Here is a 16110-nt window from a genome sequence, read left to right as displayed (position 1 = left end):
AATGCTTGCCCACCGGAAGACGTGGGTGGCGGGCCTGGTTACGAGGAGTTTCTGGAGGCGATGGGCAACCCCGATCATCCAGAGCATGACGCCATGGTTGAATGGCATGGCGATGTTTTTGATCCGGTGACATTTGAGTGCGAGCGCGTGAATCAGTGGTTTAAACGGATTAAGGTTTGAGTTGCAAGGCGGTGTAGCTCGGACGCTTACCGCTGTTCTGGGGGGCGTATGACAATAAAAAAATACTGACGGATGCCTCGCAAGGCACGCCGTCTGCCCAAAAGCGTGAACACTATGCTGTCGATTGCACCGAGCAGAAGTTTCGTCGGCTGGCCAGTTATGACGTTGATATATTTAACAGTGTGATAGACGGTGAGACCCCGCAGAATCCAGTCGTCAAGACTGTTGCGCAAGCCCGCGATGATTACAAGCTGTTGTTCAAGACGCTGTGCGCCGGCGCTGAACAACTGAAGCAACTGCCCACGTATAAACCGCGCTACAAAGTGCGTGCTGTGCCAAGCCCATATAGTGTTGGTACGCCAATGCTTTCTGCAATCAACACCCTCAATCTGCAACCGGCAGCCAAAAAACTCAGCTATGTTGCGACGAGCCGGACACCCACCCGCAAGGGTGGTGCTTCGTTGGTGTACGAAGAGAATTTCCTCACCACGGACTCAGCGAGCGGGCAAGTAGTTGTCGATGTACGCAGTGAGGCGTACGAGATACGTAGAGTTACTTGGCGGGGGTTGATTGTGCTCGCCAGTACCATCACTACGTTTGACCAGAAAGTGGGCACCTATGAACTCAAAAGCTTGAGTTTTTCCGGGGATTGGCAGCGCATGCCCATAGGCTCTCTCCTGAGTTACTCCGCTCAGGGGCGCCAGCACGGCGCTGAGCAACGTTGGGGCGACGGGAAAGGCTACGCGGTCGACTGCACTGTAAAGCGCGAACTTGACGCCGATGAGCTCAGTGCTGGACTGACTGGAAAAGCCAAGGAAATGGGCTGCACGACTCAAGGCGACAAGCACGCAATCGTTAGAAAATTTTATTATTTGGCTGACTACGGCTATTTTTTCGCATGGGGTACGCAGAGCAATTCGCTCTCTGGTGATGAAGTTCATATTTTGAGCGTTCGCTAAACGATAGCGCTAAAAAAAGAGGGGTGGTCAGGCACAAGAAGCCATCAACGCATTGGTATGGTCGATCTGGCTCTGCATTTGTATGTCTTACTGTGTAGCCTTAGAAGCGACCTTCAGAGCCGCGTCGAGATCCTGCTCAGCGATGGAAAGAATGATCCTTAGATTCTCCATCTCGTAATGATGATCCTTGGATACCGCAGCCATTTCGAGCAAATTCTGTTTATTGATTTCCTCAATTTCGGCGCGGAGCTCCTGGCTTAGGGCGTTCTGACGAACCACGCTCGAACCGAGGGTCGCTGCGACCTCTGCTCTCGCTTTTTTGCTCTCGATTAACGTTAGTACCAGTACACCGGTCACGATCAGAAGCGCACCGATCACGAACACCCAGCCAGCAGAATAACCGCCAGTCCCGCTACAACACTTCGCATGTCGTTGCCTCTTTGGTTTGGCGGGACTGTAGCACCTGGCCGCAGAAGGCAAAAAGCCCAGCGCGAGGCTGGGCTCAAAGCAACTAATCTGCAAGAGACTAAGCGTCTGGAACTTCTTTATCGAGTGCAAGCTTTGGATCAGCCACCTCTACCCAGCCTTTCTTCAAATACTCATCTGCCACAATTTTACGTATCAAAAAACAGTAGATGATTGGCAGTCCAGCAATAGGTATAGCTGCCCATGGCGGGCCTGCAAACAGCCCCAACCCTATAGCAATACCCCATATTAATAAATGGCGCCAAAGGCCGGCGAAGCAAAGATAGAGTGGGCCTAGGAACAATATTGCCAGAACCTGAAACGCATCGACTTCTTCAACCTTGCCATTGTCTAGACTTTTGAAGTATCGGGCCATTGCACTCTCCGTATGGGGGTTAATTCGGAAAAATAGCACTGGGAAAGCCAGATGCAAAGAGCCCTGCGTGGGGCTGGGCTCTTCTGTTGTGAGCTCAGCCCTTCTTCAGTGCGATGAAAGCACCGCCGACTCCAAAAACAGCACTGTAGCCGGCCCCGCACGGAACGTCGGGTTGTGCTTGGCTGCCTCAAGCATATGCGGAGCGAGATCATGTGCATCAAGCGCTTCTTTTGATGCCCACTTCTTGATCAATACCCTGATCCTGAACATCGACCTGAAGCCGGGCCGGATCAAGAACTGGAGGAAGCCGGTCGCCACCGACATCGAAAAGATGATCGAGGCGAACCAGGAAGGCTGATCAACCAGCGCGGTGTATCGGATATCGCTCAGCCCTCTGTGATGACAGCAGGGTAGTCACCTTGCCCCCAGCCTTAGCGGATTTTGTCGCGGCGTAGACGGGCAACACTCGGAGGGATTCAAGCGACATCCGATGCGGACGAAATCGCGGCGTATATAGCTCGGCCTATAACCTCTCCCGGCAACACCAAAGCGAACTGTCAGTAGCTATCCACCAAGATGAACCGAACTATTTTGCTGCGTAGCTTTTGCAAAGATCCTGCGTCAAAACCACCAGACCCGAGCTTTTGAGAGATTGCACCATAAATTCAATCTCACCTTTGTAAGCGGGGTCTGAGCTAACTTTGCGAGCCTCGGCCTTGGTTGCTTCGTCCGTGTCAGGATCGCTGGCCAGCACGTTTTCGAAAGAGCCATTTAAGGCCGGGTTTGCCTTATTGCAGAGCTGCTCCACTGCAATGAGGGTTACTGCAACTTGATGAGCATCAACAGGCTGACTCGCAAAACAGCTACTGGCAAAGCCGGTGCTGACCAGGGTAAGGCAAAGCGTTGCGTTTCTTACTGAAAACATTCAACAGCCCCTAAACTTTCAAATAAATGAGTATGGCTTTGACCATATCGGCCTAAGGCCATTCAGCTTTACCCCTTCCCGAAAATATCCGCATGCACTGCCCCCGCGCCAATCGGCAACCAGAGGGAGGCATGAGTGTTGACGAATACAGGTGAACCAACGAATGGAGAGAGTCATGGGCAAAGACAACAGCACCCCGGCGTTCCCGAGCGACAGCAATGAATACGGCGCGGTGCTGGGCATGAGCATGCGCGACTACTTCGCCGCAAAAGCGCTTACAGCTTTCATGCAGTGGGAGTTGAGCCAAATGCCGGAAGGTACTGCTGATTCGCGTGGCGCGGCGTCAGCCAGCGGCCGCCAGGGCATGATCAACTACAAATCGCGGAAGAACATCGCACCGGGGAAGATCGGTCAGGCCGTCTGCGGCATCCCGCATCGATGGACTATCTACCTCAGCGCGCTCTGCATCGACGCCCACGGCGACCGGTACAGCAAGTCAGTGGAGATTGCGCCCGATGGGCTCTACCTCTCCGACCACCTGGAAGACGTGATCGAGCATTGCTACAAGGAACTGCACGATTCTGCAAACCAAAGTCAGATGGTGGCCTCGGGATGGATCGCGATTCCCGAAGCGATGTCGCTGGACGAGGCTCACGCCGCGCGGTTCTTCGAAGCGGTCGGCGCCTGGAATCAGCAGAAGGTCGCTGCGTGAAACGAATCCACAAACAGGTCAGCGCGAGACACCGACTAACCTGGCTCGCACTGCCGGCCAGCGGAATAGAAGAGGTAGGCCATGGCCAAATCAGTACAGGAGCGATCAGTCAAGGCTGCGCAGAAGCGCTTGGCGGTCGCGGAGAAGGAATTGCGGCACAAAGTCAGGCCGGGTATCGAGCGGGCCATGGAGCGTATTCGGATGCCCGGCAAGGTGCCGGTCATCAGCGAGGTATTGCAGATCGCTATCATGAAGATGGACTTGATGGCTGACGACGAGCTGATCGAGTTCTTGAGTTATCCACGCCACGAAATCGTGATTAGCGAAAACGTGGCGCGAACGTTTCACAATCGAAGTATGACTGAGATTAGTCGGGACCCAGGCGAAGAAATTGTGCCTCCTATCGCTCAGCCTGCAGAGTCAGAGTTATCGACCCCGGCTCACCCTCTTTGGTGAGACCCGGGATCTGGGTTATCACGTGGCCTTGGAAGCTGCCACCCACTGAAAGAGTGACATCAAACTCACCCTCTAGGGCCGGATCGCCAGCATGACTGTATGTGCCTTCGCGGAGCGTGACCCTGTACACATCGATTTTGTCAGTATCTTCTAAAAAAAGCTCTTCCGGACTTTGTTTTCGGTCATAGAGCGCCGCTCTAGATCCTGTTCCAATTGACAAACGATCTATCTTTAACTTCCCCACGAATTTCTCCTTGATCCGGCTCCATGCCGGTCCCCTTTGATACCCTATATCAACGAACCGTGCCAGCCGGCGAGGCATTTGACATTATCGGTTCGGGGTAGGCTGCAGCAAAGGCATCCGTAAAATTTACCCAATAGAAATTCAAATTACTGAGTCGCATTGAAAGCTCTTGCAGCAAAAAGATGTACTCCTGCTCAGGTAAAGCCGTAGTGCCAAGGCTATTGCGCGTCTGAACTAGAATGCTAGCGACACTTGCCACCAACCCACTGTGAGCAATCACAAGATCGTAAGTACCAAGCTCGTGCGCCGGTAGCAATTTCAATGAATCAAATGATGACTCTATCGAGTGCGAGTACATCAAGTTCCAGTTCATTCTGACAATCATAAAAGAGTGACTGTGCTGCGTAAAACTCACGAAATTGTTTGCAGCATCCACAGCATTTTTCGCTACAGCAAAAAAAGCAGATGCTTGCCTATTACGCTCCTCTGCTCGCTCCGACTGCTGGCGTTCGACCTGCCGATTACTGATTTGGAATGCCCCCCAAATCGCTGCAATCGAACCTAGTGCTTGAGCCCAGCTTGCAAGCTCGCTGCTGCTGAGGTTGAGAAGAGACAAAATAAAAATCACCGCTGCCGCTAAAACAACGTTTTGGACTGAGCACAAAGGCTTGAAAAGACTTTTACCGTAATCGTTCAACATTCCCGCCCCCTATTTTTACTAATTCCGCAAATATACCCGGCGAGGCTCCCCTATGTCCGACATTACCTATGGCTCTGTGTGCAGCGGAATCGAAGCCGGTACCCAGGCCTGGCACCCGCGGGGCATGCGCGCCGCTTGGTTCGCCGAGATTGAGCCGTTCCCCTCGACGGTCCTCGCCCACCATTACCCCGACGTGCCGAACCACGGCGACATGACCAAGCTTGCCGCCCTGGTGCTGGCCGGCAAGATCCCGGCACCGGACGTACTGGTCGGTGGTACCCCGTGCCAGGCCTTCTCAGTCGCCGGCATGCGCGAAGGCCTCACCGACCCGCGCGGCGCCCTCACCATCAAATACGTGGAGCTTGCAGATGCAGTTGACTATGTTCGCGCCGGCCAGCGAAAGTCCGCCAGCGTCATCGTCTGGGAGAACGTACCCGGCGTCCTCAGCGACAAAGGGAACGCCTTCGGATGCTTTCTTGGCGTGCTTGCTGGGGAAGACTGCGAGCTGCAGCCTTCAGGGAAGAAATGGCAGGACGCTGGTTGTGTGTATGGCCCCAAAAGAACAATCGCGGGGCGGGTCCTGGACGCCCAATATTTCGGCCTGGCCCAACGACGCCGTCGTGTGTTCGTTGTCGCAAATGCTCGAAACGGGTTCGATCCCACCGAGGTACTTTTTGAGTGCGAAGGCATGCGCCGGGATACTGCGCCGCGCCGAGGCCATGCGGAAGCTCCCGCCGGCACTCTTAGAAGCACTGACGGTGGCGGTGATGTTGACCACGCAGTAGCTGGCCATCTTCAGTCAACCGCATTTGGAGGCGGCGCCAACTGTGAACAGACCGAGGTAGCAACTGCTCTCAGCGCGCATCCGGGCGGCACACGGATGGATGCTGAAACCGAGACCTTCATAGTCTCAGCGCCTCTCACCACAAACCCATATGGCGACCACGAGAGTCGGGAAAGTCTTCTTGTCGTGGCGGGCACATTACAAGCGAACGGGAAAGCGGCCGGAAGCGCAACCAATCAGGATGCCGAACAACTGGAAATGAAGAACGCGCGCACATAAATTTCGCACCAGAACTCTTCTCCCACTCCACCGCCCGGGCATGGCCCGGCAAGGACTCTCCATGCCTTACAAAGCCGTGCTATCTAGTTTTGTCAGAGGATCGTCCAATCTCTTCTCGAGTAGGCATGGTCCAGTCGGAGGGCCGCCTGTCATGAACCGACTCCTTCTTCGGATAGCCATCGATTCCAAAACCGATCAGATAAATGGCAAACGCAGCACCGGCCAAAACTGCCCTCGATGTAGGCGAGGCGTCTTTGGAGAACCCTCCAGGCCCGATCGCAACCCAGCCACCACGAAGATAAGCGAACACAGCTTGACCAAACCAGGCTTGCAGCATCAGCACGGTCCAGAAATTTCTCCAGTCCCCCGCGAATCTTACAGTCGCGCTCACCAGCGAGGCGGCAACCATCAACAGTAGTATCAAGTACCGGTAACGTTTCAATAACCCCAGAGCGCCATTTTCCATTTCCATTCAGTTAATTCCCTTACCTATCACGAGGAGCCAGCGGCATGGCCTCATCTGCCCAAATCATTACGCCAAAAAATACTGAGTTCATGTTAGGGGATAAAGAAACTGAAAATGCAACTATCGGCATGACGGTCGTGAATGCCCATGATTTGATAACGAGGGAGGATGCCGCAGTACCAACATTTTCCAAGGTGATGTAAAAAGTGCAGCTGCCATTTCAAACAATCACTGGATTCCGGCGAACACATGCAGATCATCCGTACTGGAACAGTTTTAACTGGCGAATATGCCGGTTGGACGATAAAAATTCTGGATGACCGCGCCGGTGAAACTGGTGGCTATTACCTGTTCTTGGTGCAGGACGAATCAAATGGTTTCGATTCTTGGTTTGAACTCATAGAGCAGTTGCAGCAACAGATTTCAGAACTCAACGTTCGCTGGAATTAACGCCTCACTCATTCGCTTCATCTACCCCCCTACCCCTTCAAAGTAAGCCGCTATAGCGGCAAGGAGCAGTCATGCCCGAAGAAACTGTTTTGCCAGTCGCCCAACCCGGTATCGAGTACGCCTACTCAACCAATGGCGAAGACTGGACCGCAGACTGGTGCTCGTTCATCAGCAAAAACGAAGATTTTCACCGGGCGACGAATGCCAGCGCGGCGAAATGCACTATGCAGACCCCGCTGAGTTTGTCGATCCAGACGCAGTGATCGACGCCATGGCCAACAACGCAAGTTCAAGCGACCTCGGAGAGTGGGCAGACGACTTCCCAAACGTAAGCGCCGATGCCAAGCAAGAGCTGGAAGACCTGCTCGATGCCTGCGCTCGCAAGAACTGCGACTGCTCGTTCTACCGCGTAAAGAACATTGAAACATTCAAGATCGCCCACGAGGACCTGGAACACCTGGACGAGGTGACGCCAGCTTCAACAGGGTGGTGTTCGATCCTCCGCACTTAGTGCGCGCCGGCTGCGAAAGCTGGCTGCGGCTCAAGTATGGGATCCTCACCGATGAGTGGCGCGACGACCTCTGCAAAGGGTTCGCCGAGTGCTTCCGCGCTCTGAAGCCAGGCCAGTTCCTGATCTTCAAGTGGAACGAAACCCAGATTCGGGTCAGCGAAATTCTTGCCCTTACCGATGAGCAGCCGCGGTTTGGCCACAAATCCGGCAAGCGCGAGAAAACGCACTGGATCACATTTATGAAGGGTGCGAAAGATAAATAGTCGGGAAACCGCCCCCCTGTACATCAACCATCGAGGCTCACCCCACAAGGAATGCCTCATGAAACATTTCGCAGAAGCAGTCATCGCAATTGCGTCAGTACAAACTCGCAAGTCTAGGAATCGCTTCTTCCGAGAATACGACCGATGGACAGACCGCCTGCTTCGGCTTGCCATCATCGACCTTGAAGAGCGCCAGGATTTGCGGCGGCACATCGCAGGGGCATATCTCGCAACCTTGATGTAGATATCCCGAATCCCTTCTCTATAAGCCTGCCGGAAAACGGCGGGCTACCTTCTGCCGCCCAGCGCGGCAAGGACACCTTATGTTGCGCTTGCGCTGGGACAAGGCGCGGGAAAAAGCTCAGCAGAACGCCATCGAACAAGGCGATCCGACACTCGCGACCAAAATTGGAGGGTTTCAGTTCCGCGACATACGGCCGAAGGCGGCCTCGGAAATCATCGATATCGGCGATGCAAGCCTGCTGCTGGGACACAGCAAACAGGAGATCATAAAGAGGGTTTACAGGAGGATCGGGGCGACCGCGAAACCGTCCAAATAGGCAAAGTTTCGGAACGCCTGCCAAAAACCGCCTTTTCCTGCGCAAACCCCAGAAACGCAAAAGCCCCGCATCAGCGGGGCTTTCGTGTAAATCTTGGCGGGAAACCAGGGATTCGAACCCTGGGAACGCTATTAACGTTCGCCGGTTTTCAAGACTGCCGACTTAACAATACAAATCAACAGCTTAGGTCTTCATCATTTCCGCACCAGAGCATTTTTTGATGCCATACAAGCCGCATAGAACAAGGGGCGCGCATCAGGTTGCGGAAACGACTTACCCCTCCCCCGGCGTCCTGCCGACCGAACACAAACACCCCAAAGAACACCGACTGCTAAGCTGTTCACTCCACCAGAGGACCGCCGATGCCCAACTCAGACCTACTCCCTTCCCTGCTCTCCAAGCTCTACGAAAACCAGCTGGCCCTTGAGGCGTCCATCATGGAGATCTCGAACTGGGTCGAGCAGCGTGGCTCCGCTGATGTGGCCGAGAACGTGCGCGGCGCTCTGCACACCATCGACGAGAACGAAGAGTTCATCAAGCTGACCCTGGCCGTTCTCATGGCTCCTGACTGATCAGACAGTCAGCGAGCTATCGCCCTGACATACGCCTGGCACGCCCGCAGCGCGATCAATCCTTGATCGCCGTCACCGGTGATGGCGAGAATTCGTTGAGCATGCGCTGGGTCAAGTTGGGCTCGCGCGGCTCCATGAACCACGCCGACGGTGCCGGAGGTGGCAGGCACGTTGCAGCCGCTGGCTGAATCCGCGGCGTCGAGAAGGACTGACAGCCGGACATCAGAAGTGGCAAGGCGATCGCGCAGAACAGCCTGGTTGCGTTGGGCATCGGATAATTCCCTGGTGTGTTGTTGGTCCTGGCCGGCGAGCTGCTGCTCCAGGGCCAGGCGCTTATCGGTCTCGTCGCGGGCTTGGGCGGCGGCGGCATTGGTAATCGCCGCCAGATCATCCTTGTGCAGGCCGGCCTGCTCGGAGAGCTTCTTGCCCATGCGCCAGTCCTGCACCTGCCAGGTAAAGCTGGCGGCGCTGGCCATCAACACCAGGATCAGCGCCACCAGCCCGGCCAGCTTCTGCACGGGAGTCATCACGGCACATCCTTGAAGAAGATGTGATGCCCCAGGCGCAGCGTCTGCTTGGCCTTCGCCGCCCAGGCCGGGGCCTTGGGCATCGTGGTTGCGTAGTAATGCGTGGCCCCGCCGGTTGGATCCGGTACCGAGCCCGACATCACCTGATCAGCTGCGCGCTGGGCCTGGGCGAACTGCGCGGCCGGGATCGGCTTCGCACCACTCAGGTAGGCGTAGTTGGGATCGTTCTGGTTCCAGCAGCTGAACTGCCAGGGTTTCAGGCAAACACCGGCGTAGCCCTCGCCCCACCACGACTTTGCCTTGCCGTCGAACACGCGATTGCGGATGGTCCAGGCCACGGCGATCTGGCCGGCCGTGCCCTCGCCACGGGCTTCACCCCAGAGCGTGCGCGCCAGGATGTCCCGGTCTTTATCGGAAGTTGTCATACTTTTCTCCAGGCAAAAATAAACCCGCTCGTGGCGGGTGTCTGTACACAGGCTCGGATCAGTCGGCGAGAGGATCGACATCGACCGGCAGCGGGTAGCGCGCCTTGATAGCCGCAACCGACGCCAGCCAGGCCGTGTAGTCAGGCGCCAAGCCTTGGCTCAGTGCGTCGTAGTCCGCCTCCAGGCGCAAGGGGTCAGACTCGGACAGGTAGGCCGCCCGGCGCGAGGACAGGACAGCATCAAGGACGGACAGGTCCTTTTCCGCCTGCAGCTGATCTGCGGTTTTCATCTTGCTGAAATCAATATTCATTTAGGCAGACTCACTTTTCCGTCAGGCGGGCTGACGATGTCTAATGGGAAGTTGGCAGCGTCCGTGGCTTCTGGACCACAAGGCAAAAGTAGCGTGATGATCAGTTCGCCGTTGAGCCGAGTTACATCCCCGATAACGAAGTCGCATTCGACGGCAGAGGCAGGCAGAACCGCCCCTTCTGGCAACTCGCGAAAGTCAAAGAGCTCACCATTGATGGTTAGCACATCACTGCGCTTGCTCACGGTGAGCTCGTCATCCCGGCGCTGAGGGCAAAATTTAATGATCATCAGAACCACCTCCCGAGCGCAAAGAAACCGACCATGTAGGTCTGTGTGACATCTGCTTTAAGTTGAATAATGCCGGCGCCGGTGGTATTCCCAATGCCTGTTAACCGGGAAATGTTTATGTTGTCGTTCGTGGCTGGGTACTCTATTCCAGCTATGAATAGAGGCAATTCCGAAAAGAGCGCGGCGTACCCTGGATTTATGCTAGCGGCAACGTTCGCTGTTGCCGCAATAGGGACTCTGTTTTGATAACAGATCATCGTGCCATCAGCGAACTTCGTGTATTTCCCACTGGCGTTAGATCCACGCTCAATGACAGCGCCGGTCGGCACGCCGCCGGACTGGGATACGGTACCAACCAGCGCCGCGACCGCAGCGGTGCCAAGTTGAAGGCCCGTGCGCGCTGCTGCCGGGGTCGCGCCGCCGGTGCCTCCCTTGGCGACAGGCACGATGTTTTCAGTCGATACGCTGCCCAAACCGGCCAGGGTCGAGCCCCACTGCTGAATCATGGCCCGGGCTTGGTCGGCCAGATCCTTGGTATACCCCTGCACTGGCGTCAGCGCGTACACGCCAGCAGCATTGGTGGCACCACGATAGTTTGGCGCGATCGACATTGCCGAGTCGCTGGCGATGTTTGTGACCTCATACCACCCGCCATCTGGGCCTAGAAACGCATCCCCTACCCGGCTGTTGGCAACGAAGGCCGTACCGGTTCCGATAACAGCATTGGAATTCAATGTGACAGAAACTGTGCCGGCTCTATACCAAGGCATACTTTTCTCCAGGCAATAAAAAACCCACTCATGGCGGGATCTTAAAAGTTAAATACAGAGTTCTTACTACGTTCCAGGAAGTCTGGCGAACACAGCTCCAGGCGCCCCGATATTTGTCCATGCTGAAATTGCACTAATCCCGAAAACCTGAAGTCTATTAGCCGAATAATTGAACCTCACCCCCGAGCCCATCCAATTCCCATGGTTTTGGAGTATGCCCCTTGAGAACGGATTGATCATAAAGTACTCATCGGATTGCATGGGCGCAACAGACCCATTGGCCCAGTAGTACGCCTGCGCGGTAGCATTTAGCACTACCTGCCCCTGATATGACCATGAGTTATTAGCTCGCGTGAATATAACGGGCGCGGCACCTGAGTCGAATATGAGTACGCCGCTTGCGTTCCACATTCTTAGACCGTAATCGGCCTTGCTTATTGATGCGAAAACAGCAGCAAACCATTTTCCTGCCGGTCTAAAATCCACGTTTAGCGATGTTATAGAGAATCCCGTCCAGTTGCCTGGGCCGCCGCTAATAGTCATCCCGGTGTAGACATCGTTAGGCCTGGCCTCGCTATTTCGTATGAACACGCACGGCGGCTCAGGCGTGGTTATGGCGGACGGGAAAGACACTGATACCGACGAGCTACCAGATGCCTGATACGTTCCACTGTACAGCGCACAAAGCCTGGGCTGATCAGAGTCTATCTGTGTATAGTTTCCGTCGTTTACAACTTGTAGGCCGAAATTCAATTCCTGAACCTCATTACGAGTAATCTAAATTGTATTGTTGAACCTATTGCGTCTGGCTCGTTAGGGTGTTTTGACCGAACCGTGACAGACCCGACGCCAACTGACATAAATGGCATAGCGCTGTAACAGTCATTGTTTGGCGCGGCCTTGGTCGGCAGTATAACAGCAGTGCATTTAGCCGGGTCGAACCCGGCAATACTTGCAGTCACTACGGCACCCATCGTTAGCGTGTATACGGCATTATGGAGAACCTGATACGTAAAACTATCGGTATCCATTTGAAGATTTCCGGAAGCATCCCACGTCCTTACCCCATGGCTCATACCGATAGATCTCCAAGCTGTACACGCTTAACGTTGTTAGCGTCATATACCTTAATAGCTCTATTGGTCATCGATAGACGCCCGCCACCTGGAGCTGGCCCGTTAAATTCTAAGTTGCCAGCCTTATCTAATCTCCACCCCTGAATACCTTCAACGTAGTTATCAGACTGCAACGCCTGCCCGATCTTCAGCATCGTAATCGTGCCATCCTGGATGAAGGCAGAGTTCATAAAAACCTGCCCGCCACTCACTACAAACGGCGTAGTAATGGTCCCGCCAGCCAACGTGTTAACAACAGCAAAACGATCAGCGCTCACCAGGAACTGGCTTTGCAGAAGGCCTTCGGCGTTCTGCTCGATACCGAGCCCGATGCCGGCCGCTACATACTGGCCGTTCTGGTTCACCTGCATCTTCACCGCCCACATGGTGGACAGCTTGCCGTCGGCGTCTGCCTGGGCCTTGGCTGTGATCTGGATCGCAGCCTTGTTCTTCCATTCGCTGAGAGCACTCGCAAGGTCACCCTCGTCCGTCCCATCGCGCCCGCCGCCGGCTATGGCTTCGAGCGTGGTGGAATGCGAGGCGATCGCCGTGCTCGTGTCGACCAGCGACTGGCTGACGGTTTGCACTGCCGCCGAGTTGTCATCGACTTCGCCTTTCAGTTGATCAATGCGCTCTGCTGTTACCACCTGGTCAGTGGCCACTACCTGCTCGAGTGTGGTCAGTGCTGCCTTGTTCTGGCCGACTGCCGCATCCAGCGACGTGGTGCGCTCGACCATGGCCAGGTTGTCGGAGGCTTGGACCTTTACCTGCTGGGCGAATTTCGCGGCGGCATCCCAGTTTTGCAGGGCTCCCGCAAGGTCGCCCTCTCCATCATCCTCGCGCCAGCTTGCCTGGAGCGATTGCAGGGCCGACGCCTGAGCCGTGACCTTGCCGTCCACGGTTTCGATTGACGCCTTGTTCTGCTGGATCTGGAGCGCCATGGCCTGGGTTGTTTCGGCAATGGTGCCCATGTTGAACCAGAACTCGGCGGCGGGCGGCGGGGTATCCACCGGAACCGCTTTGATCGCCTGGTACAGGTACTGGCCCTGCCGAACGATTTGCCCGACGGTGTATGGCTTGGCCGGATCGTAGGCCAGGGCGTCCGTTACCTGGTCAATCAGGTCTTCCAGTTCCTGCTTCGCCTGCTCCAACCTGTCATTGACCGAGCCAGGGCCGGAGCCAGAGATCAGGTCGATCTGGTCCATGATCTCCTTCGCAAGCTCGGTATCGCCAATCTGGCCGGCGATCAGATCAAGGATCGGACCAGCCTGCGAGCTGGCCTGCCCAATCACGCCATTCACAACAGGGTAGAACGGCCCGATGTTGCCGGTACGGTCCACCAGGCGCGCCCAGAAGAAGAACGAGGCTCCCGCCAACAGCGACTGCATGCGGTAGTCGGCCTGCGGATATGCCAAGTCGGCCAGCTTGGTAGCCACCGACAAGTCATTGGCCGGGCCATACCACAGCTCGGTGCGCTGGGTGTCCTCGGCGCCCGCAGGGAATCCCCACTTTATGCCGATGCCGAACAGCTCGCTGGTGGTGGTCAGGAACGCCACCGCCGGCGGCAGGCCGACCTTGCCGGTCAGCACCACCTCCTGACTTGCTCCCCAGATCGAGGTCACATCCATCGCGTTGACCGAGCTCACGCGCGCCACGTAGCGCCCGCTGTAGATGCCCTCAACGTCTGCGCCGAGATTCCCGGTGCGCGGCAGGCGTATCCAGTTGCCGCTGTCCTTGCGCCATTCCACGTTGTAGGCGATCGCACCGGCAACCGAATCCCATGTGATGCGCATACTGGTGACGGAAATGCCTTGTGACACGACGCTGCGCGCCTCGATGCCGATATTCGCCGGCGGCGACATGACGCCCGGCGGAATAACGCTTGTAGGCTGCGGGTCGATCCTGGCGCCGGTGTCGATAGCCTCGTATTTCAGCGGTTCATGTTGGGTAGCGGCAATCTTGAACTGATGCAGCCCTTGCGGCTCGATGGTCTGCACGCGAAAACGCATCACAGCTAGGTCGGCACTTTCCACGGACCAACTGCACTCAGCCTCTGGCAGCTCAGAATAGTCAGCCATCACGGTGACCATCCGCCCAGATACCGATTTAACGATGCGCCCCTCAGACTTGCCGCTTGGCAGGTTGAGGATCAATCGATCCTCCTCATGGACCTCGGCATCGATGTCCAAAGTGATAACGCGCTTGGTGGCTGCTCTGATGCGCCCACCGTTCGCACGACCAGAGAACAGCTCGTCAGCCACGCAGATGATCTGCCCGGGCTCAACATTGCGGCCCTCCATGCCGGTGGTGAAGCTGACCGACCACTCTTCGTACTGCTCCGACTTCAGTGCCCAAATGCCGTGGCGAATAGCTTCACCCTCAACAGTGCAGCCGAATCGCGAGATATCCAGCATCCGATGACCGAGCACGCCAATCAGCTCGTCGTTGGTGACTGGCGCCGGCTGGGTTTTGAACTCGTTCTCTGGGTTGTCCCAGGCCACTTTGGCGCGGGTGTGCCGATCAGGATACGCAGCAGCGACATATTCGAACTCACCGACGATGTTCGATCGAGTGAAGACGTAGCCGTCCTCATTGCCTGGGATGTCCGCCACCATGGTGACCTGCGACCCGTTCCAGCAGCTGCTGCCACGGAACACGCTGGCCAGGTCCGAAAGCAGTGCGTAGCCCTCAATAGAATCCTGGATGTAGACGTTGGTGGTCATGCGCGGCTGAACGCCGCCTTTGCCATCCGGCACCATGACATCGCAGTAGCGACCGATCTCGTACAGCGTCCAGTGATCGACCATGTCTGCAGTGATGCGGCGGCCCAGGCCATACCGGCGGTGCAACAGTAGGTCGCGCCAGATCCATACCGGGTTGTTGGTGTACGCCAGCTTGAAGGTGCCGTTCCAGTCGCCCGTGTAGGTGCGAGTTTGCGGGTCGTAGTTGCTAGGAACCTGAACGATTCGGCCGCGCATCAGGAAGCTGGCCTTCGGAGTGTCCTGGAACTGCTTGGCGTCGAACTGCAACCCGCCCAAGGCAAGGTTTGGGTAGCGCAGCTTTTTGTCGATGACTTCCGTCAGACCCTTGATCCGCATCAGGTCCGCGAAGTTGGAGTCGTTGCGGTTCGGAGTCAGCCGGCGCACACGCACCAGGGCGCTGGTGAATCCTTCCGGAAGATCAATCCTGTGGGTGCGCTCGTATTCAGTGGTGCCCTTATCATTCAGCGTGGCCGACAAGACGGTCTGGTAGCTGCCGCCGTTGACCGACAGATCAATGGCGTAATCAATGCGATAGCCGATCTGATCGCCATTGGTTTTCACCTGCCAAATCTGCGGCCACGACAAGCGCACGCGCACGGCTGACAACTGCTGGTCAGTGATCGCGTGAGTCCAGGCATTGTCCGACTTCAGCTCGACAGGCAGACCTTGGGATGCCTCACTCTCGATGGCTGGAAAGCCAGCGATATGTTCCTGATCAACCGTGCCTGAGCGGAAATCCCAAATGGTGCCCGGGAAGTTTTCGCTACCGTCCGGAGAGATCAGTGGTGTGCCGTTCAGCTTGATCGAGCGCCGGCCATCAACCGGACCAACAATAGGGCCTTCGCTCAGCGCGTAGAGCAGCTTTACTGTAGCGACTGAAAGCGCGCTATCTGGCGCCTTGTATGGGGTGTAAGGCTTGGCCTCGCCGCCCTTGGAGCCCAAAACGCGGGCAGCAGCAGTCCGGCGCCGGTGCTTTGCAGCAGGCGCTGTTGCGGTTTTGGACATGGGTTTT

Annotated in this window: 22 protein-coding genes and 3 pseudogenes; 13 read left to right on the top strand and 12 right to left on the bottom strand. The window is 56.2% G+C overall.

All coding sequences use genetic code 11. The annotated features are described in order from the left end of the window. Positions 1-180 (top strand): plasmid pRiA4b ORF-3 family protein (locus tag INT12_RS13190; protein WP_226926173.1); only part of this gene is annotated, 180 nt, incomplete at its 5' end. A 254-nt stretch (positions 181-434) separates the two neighbouring features. Further along, the gene (locus INT12_RS13185; RefSeq protein WP_193039477.1) at positions 435-1139 is read left to right on the top strand and encodes a hypothetical protein; all 705 of its coding nucleotides are present in this window, start codon (positions 435-437) and stop codon (positions 1137-1139) included. An 87-nt stretch (positions 1140-1226) separates the two neighbouring features. Here the strand turns inward: INT12_RS13185 and INT12_RS13180 are convergent, their stop codons facing one another. The 4 genes from INT12_RS13180 to INT12_RS13165 form a co-directional block, all read right to left on the bottom strand. After that, positions 1227-1517, bottom strand: coding sequence for a hypothetical protein (locus INT12_RS13180; protein WP_126585723.1), 291 nt, complete (start codon positions 1515-1517; stop codon positions 1227-1229). Between the two features lie 148 nt (positions 1518-1665). Then, entirely contained in the window at positions 1666-1980 is a 315-nt protein-coding gene (locus INT12_RS13175) for a hypothetical protein (protein ID WP_046383008.1), read from the bottom strand. 105 nt (positions 1981-2085) lie between these two features. Further along, complete coding sequence (locus INT12_RS13170; RefSeq protein ID WP_226926172.1) at positions 2086-2232, bottom strand: hypothetical protein; 147 nt, start codon at positions 2230-2232, stop codon at positions 2086-2088. A 334-nt stretch (positions 2233-2566) separates the two neighbouring features. Continuing rightward, positions 2567-2905 carry a hypothetical protein gene (locus INT12_RS13165; RefSeq protein WP_104902959.1) on the bottom strand — a complete coding sequence of 113 codons (339 nt, stop codon included), beginning with the start codon at positions 2903-2905 and terminating at the stop codon, positions 2567-2569. Positions 2906-3212: 307 nt separating this feature from the next. Between INT12_RS13165 and INT12_RS13160 the strand changes: the two genes are divergently transcribed. Both INT12_RS13160 and INT12_RS13155 read left to right on the top strand, forming a co-directional pair. Next, the gene (locus INT12_RS13160; RefSeq protein ID WP_226926180.1) at positions 3213-3617 is read left to right on the top strand and encodes a hypothetical protein; all 405 of its coding nucleotides are present in this window, start codon (positions 3213-3215) and stop codon (positions 3615-3617) included. Between the two features lie 81 nt (positions 3618-3698). Then, positions 3699-4073: a hypothetical protein gene (locus INT12_RS13155; RefSeq protein ID WP_104902958.1), complete on the top strand. Its 375-nt coding sequence runs from the start codon at positions 3699-3701 to the stop codon at positions 4071-4073. Between the two features lie 293 nt (positions 4074-4366). On the opposite strand, the gene INT12_RS13150 is transcribed toward INT12_RS13155, so the two are convergent. Then, positions 4367-5017 carry a hypothetical protein gene (locus INT12_RS13150; protein ID WP_104902957.1) on the bottom strand — a complete coding sequence of 217 codons (651 nt, stop codon included), beginning with the start codon at positions 5015-5017 and terminating at the stop codon, positions 4367-4369. A gap of 52 nt (positions 5018-5069) precedes the next feature. Between INT12_RS13150 and INT12_RS13145 the strand changes: the two are divergent. Further along, positions 5070-6050, top strand: a pseudogene (locus INT12_RS13145) (DNA cytosine methyltransferase); the annotation flags it as partial. Between the two features lie 109 nt (positions 6051-6159). On the opposite strand, the gene INT12_RS13140 reads toward INT12_RS13145, so the two are convergent. Continuing rightward, positions 6160-6552, bottom strand: coding sequence for a hypothetical protein (locus tag INT12_RS13140; RefSeq protein WP_104902956.1), 393 nt, complete (start codon positions 6550-6552; stop codon positions 6160-6162). A gap of 38 nt (positions 6553-6590) precedes the next feature. On the opposite strand from INT12_RS13140, the gene INT12_RS13135 reads away from it, so the two are divergent. The 8 genes and pseudogenes from INT12_RS13135 to INT12_RS13100 all read left to right on the top strand — a co-directional run bounded on the left by INT12_RS13135 (position 6591) and on the right by INT12_RS13100 (position 8902). Then, a complete protein-coding gene (locus tag INT12_RS13135; protein WP_156179900.1) occupies positions 6591-6749 on the top strand; it encodes a hypothetical protein in 159 nt (52 codons plus the stop codon). A 46-nt stretch (positions 6750-6795) separates the two neighbouring features. Beyond that, complete coding sequence (locus tag INT12_RS13130) at positions 6796-6996, top strand: hypothetical protein (protein ID WP_046383003.1); 201 nt, start codon at positions 6796-6798, stop codon at positions 6994-6996. Positions 6997-7067: 71 nt separating this feature from the next. Next, complete coding sequence (locus INT12_RS13125) at positions 7068-7259, top strand: hypothetical protein (protein ID WP_193039476.1); 192 nt, start codon at positions 7068-7070, stop codon at positions 7257-7259. An 8-nt stretch (positions 7260-7267) separates the two neighbouring features. Next, the gene (locus INT12_RS13120; RefSeq protein WP_193039475.1) at positions 7268-7507 is read left to right on the top strand and encodes a hypothetical protein; all 240 of its coding nucleotides are present in this window, start codon (positions 7268-7270) and stop codon (positions 7505-7507) included. Next, positions 7465-7770: pseudogene (locus tag INT12_RS31255) on the top strand (SAM-dependent methyltransferase); the annotation flags it as partial. The gene INT12_RS13120 and the pseudogene INT12_RS31255, both read left to right, overlap by 43 nt. A gap of 58 nt (positions 7771-7828) precedes the next feature. After that, entirely contained in the window at positions 7829-8014 is a 186-nt protein-coding gene (locus INT12_RS13110; protein ID WP_193039473.1) for a hypothetical protein, read from the top strand. A 73-nt stretch (positions 8015-8087) separates the two neighbouring features. Beyond that, positions 8088-8330, top strand: a pseudogene (locus INT12_RS13105) (integrase); the annotation flags it as partial. A gap of 362 nt (positions 8331-8692) precedes the next feature. Next, on the top strand, positions 8693-8902 hold the full coding sequence (locus tag INT12_RS13100) for a hypothetical protein (RefSeq protein WP_046383000.1): 210 nt from the start codon (positions 8693-8695) through the stop codon (positions 8900-8902). Between the two features lie 8 nt (positions 8903-8910). Here the strand turns inward: INT12_RS13100 and INT12_RS13095 are convergent, their stop codons facing one another. From INT12_RS13095 to INT12_RS13070, 6 genes are all read right to left on the bottom strand, one after another. Continuing rightward, positions 8911-9429: a lysis system i-spanin subunit Rz gene (locus tag INT12_RS13095; protein ID WP_193039471.1), complete on the bottom strand. Its 519-nt coding sequence runs from the start codon at positions 9427-9429 to the stop codon at positions 8911-8913. Continuing rightward, the gene (locus INT12_RS13090) at positions 9429-9854 is read right to left on the bottom strand and encodes a cell wall hydrolase (protein WP_193039470.1); all 426 of its coding nucleotides are present in this window, start codon (positions 9852-9854) and stop codon (positions 9429-9431) included. The genes INT12_RS13095 and INT12_RS13090 overlap by 1 nt, the downstream gene beginning before the upstream one ends. Positions 9855-9912: 58 nt before the next feature. Continuing rightward, positions 9913-10164, bottom strand: a complete 252-nt coding sequence (locus INT12_RS13085) for a hypothetical protein (RefSeq protein ID WP_193039469.1) — start codon at positions 10162-10164, stop codon at positions 9913-9915. Further along, positions 10161-10451, bottom strand: coding sequence for a hypothetical protein (locus INT12_RS13080; RefSeq protein ID WP_193039468.1), 291 nt, complete (start codon positions 10449-10451; stop codon positions 10161-10163). Before INT12_RS13080 ends, INT12_RS13085 begins: the two co-directional genes overlap by 4 nt. After that, positions 10451-11221 (bottom strand): phage tail protein, encoded by a 771-nt coding sequence (locus tag INT12_RS31250; protein WP_226926171.1) that lies wholly within the window; start codon positions 11219-11221, stop codon positions 10451-10453. The genes INT12_RS13080 and INT12_RS31250 overlap by 1 nt, the downstream gene beginning before the upstream one ends. 1072 nt (positions 11222-12293) lie before the next feature. Beyond that, positions 12294-16103, bottom strand: a complete 3810-nt coding sequence (locus tag INT12_RS13070) for a phage tail protein (RefSeq protein ID WP_193039467.1) — start codon at positions 16101-16103, stop codon at positions 12294-12296. Positions 16104-16110: the final 7 nt, after the last annotated feature.

This window comes from Pseudomonas sp. K8 (assembly GCF_014889455.1).
GTDB lineage: Bacteria > Pseudomonadota > Gammaproteobacteria > Pseudomonadales > Pseudomonadaceae > Aquipseudomonas > Aquipseudomonas veronii.
The sequence above is the reverse complement of the archived record's forward strand: the minus strand, read 5'-3'. Positions and strand labels throughout refer to the sequence as shown.

Coding starts and splice junctions, on each gene's coding strand:
- INT12_RS13140 (WP_104902956.1), bottom strand. CDS start 6,552: ATGGAAATGGAAAATGGCGCTCTGGGGTTATTGAAACGTTACCGGTAC.
- INT12_RS13120 (WP_193039475.1), top strand. CDS start 7,268: ATGGCCAACAACGCAAGTTCAAGCGACCTCGGAGAGTGGGCAGACGAC.
- INT12_RS13085 (WP_193039469.1), bottom strand. CDS start 10,164: ATGAATATTGATTTCAGCAAGATGAAAACCGCAGATCAGCTGCAGGCG.
- INT12_RS13155 (WP_104902958.1), top strand. CDS start 3,699: ATGGCCAAATCAGTACAGGAGCGATCAGTCAAGGCTGCGCAGAAGCGC.
- INT12_RS13125 (WP_193039476.1), top strand. CDS start 7,068: ATGCCCGAAGAAACTGTTTTGCCAGTCGCCCAACCCGGTATCGAGTAC.
- INT12_RS31250 (WP_226926171.1), bottom strand. CDS start 11,221: ATGCCTTGGTATAGAGCCGGCACAGTTTCTGTCACATTGAATTCCAAT.
- INT12_RS13110 (WP_193039473.1), top strand. CDS start 7,829: ATGAAACATTTCGCAGAAGCAGTCATCGCAATTGCGTCAGTACAAACT.
- INT12_RS13175 (WP_046383008.1), bottom strand. CDS start 1,980: ATGGCCCGATACTTCAAAAGTCTAGACAATGGCAAGGTTGAAGAAGTC.
- INT12_RS13095 (WP_193039471.1), bottom strand. CDS start 9,429: ATGACTCCCGTGCAGAAGCTGGCCGGGCTGGTGGCGCTGATCCTGGTG.
- INT12_RS13135 (WP_156179900.1), top strand. CDS start 6,591: ATGGCCTCATCTGCCCAAATCATTACGCCAAAAAATACTGAGTTCATG.
- INT12_RS13165 (WP_104902959.1), bottom strand. CDS start 2,905: ATGTTTTCAGTAAGAAACGCAACGCTTTGCCTTACCCTGGTCAGCACC.
- INT12_RS13070 (WP_193039467.1), bottom strand. CDS start 16,103: ATGTCCAAAACCGCAACAGCGCCTGCTGCAAAGCACCGGCGCCGGACT.
- INT12_RS13090 (WP_193039470.1), bottom strand. CDS start 9,854: ATGACAACTTCCGATAAAGACCGGGACATCCTGGCGCGCACGCTCTGG.
- INT12_RS13100 (WP_046383000.1), top strand. CDS start 8,693: ATGCCCAACTCAGACCTACTCCCTTCCCTGCTCTCCAAGCTCTACGAA.
- INT12_RS13130 (WP_046383003.1), top strand. CDS start 6,796: ATGCAGATCATCCGTACTGGAACAGTTTTAACTGGCGAATATGCCGGT.
- INT12_RS13160 (WP_226926180.1), top strand. CDS start 3,213: ATGCCGGAAGGTACTGCTGATTCGCGTGGCGCGGCGTCAGCCAGCGGC.
- INT12_RS13150 (WP_104902957.1), bottom strand. CDS start 5,017: ATGTTGAACGATTACGGTAAAAGTCTTTTCAAGCCTTTGTGCTCAGTC.
- INT12_RS13080 (WP_193039468.1), bottom strand. CDS start 10,451: ATGATCATTAAATTTTGCCCTCAGCGCCGGGATGACGAGCTCACCGTG.